Origin of the sequence: Streptomyces solicavernae (genome assembly GCF_029968095.1) — a bacterium.
Classification (GTDB): domain Bacteria; phylum Actinomycetota; class Actinomycetes; order Streptomycetales; family Streptomycetaceae; genus Streptomyces; species Streptomyces solicavernae.
In genome coordinates, this window is sequence record NZ_JASCIR010000048.1 from 21,362 (window position 1) to 29,002 (window position 7,641).

A 7,641-nucleotide genomic window follows, 5' to 3' on the forward strand; every position below is an offset into this window, starting at 1 on the left:
AGTGAGCAATTCATGAGCCTGCGGTCCCGGATGGCCCCGCCCGAGGAGGTCGGGCCGGGCCACGAGGACGATCACATCGTGGCCGCGTACCGGTCGAAGCTGCTGGAGGAGATCGACCTCGCCGAGATGTCGAGCCTCGCCGCCGCCGAGCGCCGGGCCCGCCTGGAACGCGTACTCGGGCACATCATCAGCCGCGAGGGCCCGGTCCTGTCGACCGTGCAGCGCTCCCAGCTGATCCGGCGGGTCGTCGACGAGGCGCTGGGCCTCGGCGTACTCGAACCGCTCCTCGAAGACGCCTCCATCACCGAGATCATGGTCAACGGGCCGGACGCGATCTTCGTCGAGCGCGCCGGCCGGGTCGAGCAACTGCCGCTCCGCTTCGCCTCGCAGGAGCAGCTGATGCAGACCATCGAGCGGATCGTGTCCACCGTGAACCGCCGCGTCGACGAGTCCACGCCGATGGTCGACGCCCGGCTGCCCTCCGGCGAGCGGGTCAACGTGATCATCCCGCCGCTCAGCCTGACCGGCCCCACCCTGACGATCCGCCGCTTCCCGCGCGCGTACAAGCTCGGCGAACTCATCGACCTCGGCACCCTCGACCAGCAGATGCTGATGCTGCTCAGCAGTTTCGTACGGGCCCGCTTCAACGTGATCGTCGCGGGCGGCACCGGCACCGGCAAGACCACGCTCCTCAACGCTCTCTCGGCCCTCATCCCCGAGCACGAACGCATCATCACCATCGAGGACTCGGCGGAGCTCAGGCTCCAGCAGGCGCACGTCATCAGCCTCGAATCCCGCCCGCCGAACGTCGAGGGCAAGGGGCAGATCACCATCCGCGACCTGGTCCGCAACAGCCTGCGCATGCGGCCCGACCGGATCATCGTCGGCGAGGTCCGCGGCGGCGAGACCCTCGACATGCTGCAGGCCATGTCCACCGGACACGACGGCTCCCTCGCCACCGTGCACGCCAACTCCGCCGAGGACGCCCTGATGCGGCTGCAGACCCTCGGCTCGATGTCCAACGTGGACGTGCCGTTCGAGGCGCTGCGGGACCAGATCAACTCGGCCGTCGACGTGGTCGCCCAGCTGACCCGCTTCGCCGACGGCTCCCGCAGGATCACCGAGATCTCGCTGCTCGTCTCGCACGGCCGCGAACCGTTCCGCATCGTCCCGGCGGCCCGCTTCACGCCGGCCCCGACCGGCGCCGACCGGGTCGTCCGCGGCGTCTTCGAGCACCTGCCCCTGCCCCGCCGCGTCGCCGACCGCCTGTACCTGGCGGCCGAGCCGGTCCCTCCGTCGTACGGGGTGATCGACGGGGTCGACGTACTGAACGCGAGGGAGACCCCGTGAACCCCCTGGTGCTGCTGGCCCTCGGCGCCACCCTCCTGTGCGGGGTGCTCGCCGTCGCGGGCGTCCACTCGTACGCGTCCGGCCGGGCCCAACGGCAGGCCCTGGTCGACCGGCTGACGGACGACGGTCCGCCGGCCCCCGGCAGGCGGCGGCGGTTCGGCTCCGTCGACCGGCGGCTGCGCGGCACCCGCGTCGGCCACCGCATCCAGCGGAAGCTGGCGGCCACCGGGCTCGATGTCACCCCCGGCGAGTTCTTCGTCTGCCTCCTCGCCGGTGCGGCGGCCCTGTGGCTGCTCGCGGGGGCGCTGCTCGCCCCGTTCTTCGGCCCGATCGCGGCGGTGGCGGCCGTGGCGGGGGCGAACGCGTTCCTCGACTGGCAGCATCAGAAGCGCATCGAGGCCTTCATCAACCAGCTGCCCGACCTGGCCCGGCTGCTCGCCAACGGCACCTCGGCGGGCCTCGCCCTGCGCACCTCGCTCGCCATGGCCGCCGAGGAGCTGGAGGCCCCGGCGGGCGAGGAGCTGACGGTCGTCTCCAACCAGCTCGCCGTCGGCCGCTCCATCGACGACGCGCTCGGCGAGCTGGCGGAACGCCTCCCCTCCCGCGAACTGAGCGTCCTCGTCACGACCCTGATCCTCTCCAACAAGGCCGGCGGCACCATCGTCGACAGCCTGCGCAACCTCACCCAGACCCTGGAGGAGCGCAAGGAGACCCGGCGCGAGGTCCGCACGATGCTCTCCGAGGTCAACGCCACCGCGTTCACGATCCCCGGCCTCGGCATCGGCGCGATGCTGATGCTGAACGCCATGAACGACGGCGCCCTCGCCAAGGTCACCGGATCGCCCCTCGGCCAGATCCTCATCCTCGTCTCCCTCGGCCTGTACGCGGCCGGGTTCGTCGTCATCCGCCGCCTCGGCAAGATCGAAGTGTGAGGGCTGACCGTGATCTGGGCACTTCTGCCGGCCGCGCTCCTCGGCCTGTCCGTCCTCGGGGCGTTCCTCGGCGTCCGCATGTACCGCTCCGAGACCAAACTCCCCGACGACCTGGCGCTCGCCCTTGAGGTCGGCTCGTCCCGGGTCTCGGCCGCCGACTCGGCGGTGGACCGCCTGGGCATGCGGTTCGCACCGGCCGTACTCCGCCTCATGGGCCCGAAGCGGGTCGACGCCAAGCGCCGCAAGATCGACCAGGCGGGCAACCCGAACGGCCTGACGGTCGACCGGTACGCGGCCCGCCGCGCGGTGTACGGCATCTTCGGCTCCGTATGCGCCCTGTCCTTCTTCGCCGGCGGCGTCCCACTCCTCGGCTTCTGCGCGCTCGCCTTCGGCCTGTTCGCGGCGGACGCGCTGATCTGGCAGGCGGTACGGGAACGCAAGGACCAGATCGAACGCATACTTCCGGACTTTCTCGACGTACTGGCCGTCGTCGTCTCGGCCGGACTCGGCTTCCGCCAGGCCCTGGAACGGGTCGCGGACCGCTACGAGGGCCCGTGGGCGGACGAGCTCTCCATCACGCTGCGCCAGATGGACATGGGCGTCCCCCGCCGCCACGCCTTCGAGGAACTGCGCAGACGCAACACCAGCGAACAGGTCAGCCAGTTCGTCACGGCCCTCCATCAGGGCGAGGAGCTGGGCGCCCCGATCGCCGAGACCCTGATCCAGATCGCCGCCGACATGCGCCGCACCGACGCCCAGAACGCGCGCCGCCGCGCGGCCAAGACGGTCCCGAAGACCACCCTGGTCACCTTGATCTTCATGGTCCCGGCAACCCTGATCCTGATCGTGTGCGGGATGTTCCTCGGCTCGGACACGGACTTCGGCTCGATCCTGGGAGGCTGACGTGTCTCGAATCGGCATCAACTCCGCCACCCCACTTCGCGGTTGCAACGCATTGTGCGACAGTCTTGGCGGGCGTCGTCGCCGCGAGCGGTGTCTCTGCGAGCGGCGTCTCTGCGAGCGGCGTCTCTGCGAGGCGGATCCGGGTCGGACGCGGGGGAGGGGACCGCTGTGAAGCCAACGCCACACATGCGTGTCCGGAGTTGGCCCAAGGCCCCCTCTGGCAAACGCGTGATTTCGGCGTACGTTTCTCCTGTACGGGCGGACCGGGCCGGAGGGGCCCGAGAGGCCGGAGGGGCCGGAGGGGCCGGAGGGGAAAGCCATGCCGAGGATGTCGAGGATCCGCACCTGGAGGAGCGCGGTCACCGCGCGGATGCGGGGGAAGGCGTCCGACGCGGGGGCGGGGTTCGTCGAGTACGCGGGGCTGCTGATTTTGATTGCGGCGATTGTTACTGCGGTTATGGGGTTGGGGTTGGACGAGACGATCTCTTCTGCGATCGGCGACGCGGTCAACGAGATCACCGGCGGCAACTGAACTCCCTGTCCCTGCGTGACGACCGGGGCTCGGCGATCCCGCTGTACATCTGGCTGGTCGCCGTGCTTCTTTTCGTGGCGTTCGTCTTTTTCGTATTCGCCAAAGGGGCAGTGGCGCGCAACGGAGCGCAGTCCGCTGCCGACGCTGCGGCCCTTGCCGCTGCGCAAGAGGTACGTGACGAACTGACGGACGGCTTCGTGGTCGGCCTCGAATCGGGTGACTGGGAGGAATGGCTCGACGGTGAGGAGTTCCTCGGTGACGGCCGAGCGGCGGCCACCGACCTGGCGGCCGCGAATGACGCGACCCTGACCCGCCTCGACATCGGCGAGATGGACGGGAAGCCCTCCTTCGCTGCCGGTGTGGAGACCAACTACACCGTCGGCGACTCTCTGATCCCCGGTACGGAAAACACACGCGCGAAAGCCAGCGCAACGGCTGTGATCGAACCCCGCTGCACTGTCGACGTGGACATCGACCCGTCGAAGGAAGTGAAGTTCAGGTGCGATGGCAGCGGTGCCTGGGAGATCGACCCGGAGGGCCCGGGGGATGTCGAACTCCCCAAGGCCAACGATCTGTTCGCCGTCCATCTGGCCGACTGATGTCTACGAAGGAGTCTCGATGAAGGCCCGTAGGGCTCTGACCGCAGGCCTGCTCGCGACCGGCCTGGTGCTCACCATGTCCGGCTGCGGTGGCGAGGACGGCGGCGGCGGAAAGAACAGGGCAAGCTCCGAGTCGACATCCGGTGGCAAGAGCGACGAAGGGAACAAAGAGCAGTCACACGAGCCGACCGAGGAGAAGGTCCTCGCCGAGGTGTCCAACAGCGACGCCCGGCTGGTCATCAACTCGGCGGTCCGCGACCAGGGCGGATTCCTCACGGTGTCCGGAACGGTGACGAACATCAGCGGCAAGTTCTGGAACCCTTCTCAGTGGCGGGGCGACGAGAAGGAGCTCAACGCCAACGGCGCCTCCATGGCCGGTGCCGCACTCGTCGACAAAGCAGGGAAGAAGCGCTACCTGATCCTGCGCGACACAGGCGGGCGCTGCCTCTGCACCCAGTTCACCGGCGGCATCAAGCCGAATGAGGCGAAACCCTTCTTCGCTCAATTCCCCGCCCCACCCCAGTCCACCACCGACATCACCTTCCAGATCGCGGACATGCCCCCCGCCGACATCCAGATCACCGAGGGCGAGTGACCGCCCATGCCCACTCCGCGCACCCTGACCGCCCTGACCCTCCTCGCCGCCGCGACCCTCACCGGCGGTACCGCGTACGCCGACGACGAACCCAGCCTCCCCCCGGGCTCCGTGGCGACCTCGCCGCCGCCGGAGGTGGACCCGACCGCGCCGGGCCTGAAGCTGGCCGACGGGGCGACGCTCGCGCCCGCGAAGGTGCTTGACATCAAGTCCGTCGTCGAGGACATGGGCGGTACCCAGCGCCGCGAGGACACGAACTCCAGCGTCAAGTTCGCACTGCAGGCCGAGGTGCTGTTCGCGAAGGACAGCGCGAAGCTCAACCCCGAGGCGGACGCGCGGATCCGGGCGATCGCCGAGGAGATCAAGGCGCAGGACTCGACGAAGGTCCGCGTCTTCGGCTTCACGGACAACCTGGGCTCGTACGCGCACGGCGAGAAGCTTTCCAAGGAGCGGGCGGATGCCGTGCACGACCAGCTGGCCCAGGACCTCGGCCCGGAAATCACGTTCGAGGTGCGCGGCTACAGCGAGGACTACCCGATCGCGTCCAACTCCACGGAGGAGGGCCGCAAGAAGAACCGCCGGGTCGAGGTGTCCTTCCCGCGCGAGGAGGGCGGTCAGGCGCCGAAGTGATCGAACTCGCCGGCCCGTACGCCGAGGGTGAAGGTGTGCCACTTGTCCCGGGTGGTCGTGACGACGGTGACGGTGTCCGGGGCGTGCAGCCGTATTTGGTCGGCAGGGCCGTAGGTGATGTCGATCGCGGGGCTTGCGCTGCCGCCCTTCAGTTGGCTGAGGAGGGCGGCGAAGGTTTCGGGGGTGGTGGTGAGGATGGCGCCGGTGGGGTCGCTGCTTTCGGTCAGCAGCACCGATCTGTCCTGTGTTGCATCTACGTGTATGCATGAGTCGCCTTCTGAGCAGTAGGACGACTTCTGCCAAGCTCGCGGGGTCACGAAGGCTCCTTCACAGGTCGCGGATGATCTGGGCAATGAGATCTTGGGTCTTGTCCGGGGCGAGTGCGACCGTCTCCAGCCGCTGAAAGAGCGAGCGGTACTTGTGCAGTTGGGCCTCCGCGTCCAGGAACGTCAGGCCATGGGACTGGTCGAGATGGACGGTGTCTAGCTGTTGTACGGGTCCTGACGCGTAATAGATCGACTGGCCCGAACCCGGGTAGGCGCCAACCTCGAACATGATGGCGCGCAGCGTGATGTGTTCGCGCTCGCTCATGTCCAGCAGGTGCTGGAGCTGTTGCCGGGAAGTGGCGCGTCCGCCGACCTTCATGTGCAGTGCCGCTTCGTGGATAAGTGCCTGGTACGGCTTGGGCCTCTCTCCGTACAGGACAGCCTGGCGTTTGATCCGGAAGGAGAGGCGGTGCTCCACGTCCGGCGGCGAGAGTTCCGTGACCGCCTGTCGGAAGATCTCGCGGGCGTGGTCCAGGGTCTGGAGCAGGCCGGGAATCCTGGCCGTGACGGCGGAGCGCAACGCCATGGCGTGATGCTCCAGTTCAGCCAGGTCGAGCAGCGGGCTCGGGAGGATCTCGCGGTACTCCTCCCACCAACCCCGTTTGCGGTCGGTGGTCATGTCGGTCAGTGCGGCGATGAGGGCCTTGTCCGAGCAGTCGTACTGGCACGCCAGGGCCTGGATCCGTTGGGCGCTCACCCCCGCCCGGCCTGCTTCCATGTTGCTGATCTGGCTTTGCTTGGCCCCGATGAGTTGACCCGCCTCGGTGGCGCTCAGCCCGGCTCGCTCCCGGAGCTTTCGCAGCTCTGCGCCCAGACGGAGTTGTCGGCCCGTCGGAGTGCTTCTCACGGTCTTGCCCGCCTTCCTGGTGTCCTTGTCACCCACACGAGTGACATGTGATGAGTTTTAGGGAATCCGTGTAATGCATTTTCGCACTCACGCTACCTTGGAACTCAGGCCGACCGCCCGGAAGTGCACCACGGGACGCCGTGACAGAGCCACCGGGCAGACACGTACATCCCTCCAACTCCCCTACATGATCGGCGACTTCCCATGACCAACGTAACCGCCCCCTGGGCCTACACCCTCCAACTCCCGCACGACCCCCGCGCCCCAGGCGTCGCCCGTACGACCCTCCGTGCCGTCCTCGACTCCCACGGTATGGCCGAACTGACCCACAGCGCCGAGCTGTTGGCCAGTGAGCTGGTGACCAACGCCTACCTGCACTCCCTCGGTACGTACACCCTCCGCCTGCGCGAAATGGCCCCCGGTCGGCTACGGGTCAGCGTCTGGGACACCAACCCCGAGATCCCCGCCCCCTTCCGCGACCAGCGCGCACCCGCTGCCGTACCCGCCACGGACGAGACCGGCAGGGGCCTCTTCCTCATCGGGGCGTGTGCCGAGCGGTGGGGCGCGTATGAGCTCGGGGACGGGATGGGCGGCGGGGCCGGGAAGTTGCTCTGGGCCGAGTGCGGGAGGCCGGGGTGACCGCGCCTCGTCCACGGCATGTGCCGAGCCGATGCCGAAAGGGCCGCCTAGCATGAGCCTCATGACTCCCGACGCCGGACGGTCCCCGGACAGTCCTCACAGTGATCGCGCGTACTGCGTGATGCGGGAGTTCATCCAGTCGATGGACGACACCCTTCCCGGCAAGTTCGAGATCACCGGAGAAGGAATCGTCCACGACATGATGTCGCCGGCCAGGCCACCAGGATCTAGCCGGGGAGTACCGGGCTTCAGCCCGGTAGGGAATGGCTTCTCAGCGCTGCTCTGACG

General features: G+C 68.4%; 10 protein-coding genes and 1 pseudogene. 9 read left to right on the top strand and 2 right to left on the bottom strand.

Annotation, left to right across the window (positions count from 1 at the left end; genetic code table 11):
- The first annotated feature begins 12 nt into the window (after window positions 1-12).
- From QIS99_RS30145 to QIS99_RS30175, 7 genes are all read left to right on the top strand, one after another.
- Window positions 13-1,350, top strand: a complete 1,338-nt coding sequence (locus QIS99_RS30145; protein ID WP_282516908.1) for a CpaF family protein — start codon at window positions 13-15, stop codon at window positions 1,348-1,350.
- On the top strand, window positions 1,347-2,282 hold the full coding sequence (locus tag QIS99_RS30150) for a type II secretion system F family protein (RefSeq protein ID WP_282516909.1): 936 nt from the start codon (window positions 1,347-1,349) through the stop codon (window positions 2,280-2,282). Before QIS99_RS30145 ends, QIS99_RS30150 begins: the two co-directional genes overlap by 4 nt.
- A 12-nt stretch (window positions 2,283-2,294) precedes the next feature.
- Window positions 2,295-3,185 carry a DUF5936 domain-containing protein gene (locus QIS99_RS30155; protein ID WP_282516915.1) on the top strand — a complete coding sequence of 297 codons (891 nt, stop codon included), beginning with the start codon at window positions 2,295-2,297 and terminating at the stop codon, window positions 3,183-3,185.
- Between the two features lie 328 nt (window positions 3,186-3,513).
- On the top strand, window positions 3,514-3,717 hold the full coding sequence (locus QIS99_RS30160) for a hypothetical protein (RefSeq protein WP_408909661.1): 204 nt from the start codon (window positions 3,514-3,516) through the stop codon (window positions 3,715-3,717).
- A 35-nt stretch (window positions 3,718-3,752) separates the two neighbouring features.
- Complete coding sequence (locus tag QIS99_RS30165) at window positions 3,753-4,316, top strand: pilus assembly protein TadG-related protein (protein WP_282516918.1); 564 nt, start codon at window positions 3,753-3,755, stop codon at window positions 4,314-4,316.
- A 19-nt stretch (window positions 4,317-4,335) separates the two neighbouring features.
- A complete protein-coding gene (locus tag QIS99_RS30170; protein WP_282516910.1) occupies window positions 4,336-4,911 on the top strand; it encodes a hypothetical protein in 576 nt (191 codons plus the stop codon).
- 6 nt (window positions 4,912-4,917) lie between these two features.
- Window positions 4,918-5,541: an OmpA family protein gene (locus QIS99_RS30175; protein WP_282516911.1), complete on the top strand. Its 624-nt coding sequence runs from the start codon at window positions 4,918-4,920 to the stop codon at window positions 5,539-5,541.
- Here the strand turns inward: QIS99_RS30175 and QIS99_RS30180 are convergent.
- Both QIS99_RS30180 and QIS99_RS30185 read right to left on the bottom strand, forming a co-directional pair.
- Window positions 5,526-5,858, bottom strand: coding sequence for a DUF397 domain-containing protein (locus QIS99_RS30180; RefSeq protein ID WP_282516912.1), 333 nt, complete (start codon window positions 5,856-5,858; stop codon window positions 5,526-5,528). The genes QIS99_RS30175 and QIS99_RS30180 overlap by 16 nt on opposite strands.
- A gap of 10 nt (window positions 5,859-5,868) precedes the next feature.
- Window positions 5,869-6,714: a helix-turn-helix domain-containing protein gene (locus QIS99_RS30185; RefSeq protein ID WP_282516919.1), complete on the bottom strand. Its 846-nt coding sequence runs from the start codon at window positions 6,712-6,714 to the stop codon at window positions 5,869-5,871.
- 204 nt (window positions 6,715-6,918) lie between these two features.
- Here QIS99_RS30185 and QIS99_RS30190 point away from each other — a divergent pair, with 204 nt between their 5' ends.
- Window positions 6,919-7,353: an ATP-binding protein gene (locus tag QIS99_RS30190; protein WP_282516913.1), complete on the top strand. Its 435-nt coding sequence runs from the start codon at window positions 6,919-6,921 to the stop codon at window positions 7,351-7,353.
- Between the two features lie 61 nt (window positions 7,354-7,414).
- A pseudogene (locus tag QIS99_RS30195) lies at window positions 7,415-7,573 on the top strand (Uma2 family endonuclease); the annotation flags it as partial.
- Window positions 7,574-7,641 lie beyond the last annotated feature (68 nt).

Excerpts from the sequence above, each read along its gene's own strand:
- QIS99_RS30145 (WP_282516908.1), top strand. The coding sequence starts at position 13 with ATGAGCCTGCGGTCCCGGATGGCCCCGCCCGAGGAGGTCGGGCCGGGC.
- QIS99_RS30160 (WP_408909661.1), top strand. The coding sequence starts at position 3,514 with ATGTCGAGGATCCGCACCTGGAGGAGCGCGGTCACCGCGCGGATGCGG.
- QIS99_RS30170 (WP_282516910.1), top strand. The coding sequence starts at position 4,336 with ATGAAGGCCCGTAGGGCTCTGACCGCAGGCCTGCTCGCGACCGGCCTG.
- QIS99_RS30175 (WP_282516911.1), top strand. The coding sequence starts at position 4,918 with ATGCCCACTCCGCGCACCCTGACCGCCCTGACCCTCCTCGCCGCCGCG.
- QIS99_RS30190 (WP_282516913.1), top strand. The coding sequence starts at position 6,919 with ATGACCAACGTAACCGCCCCCTGGGCCTACACCCTCCAACTCCCGCAC.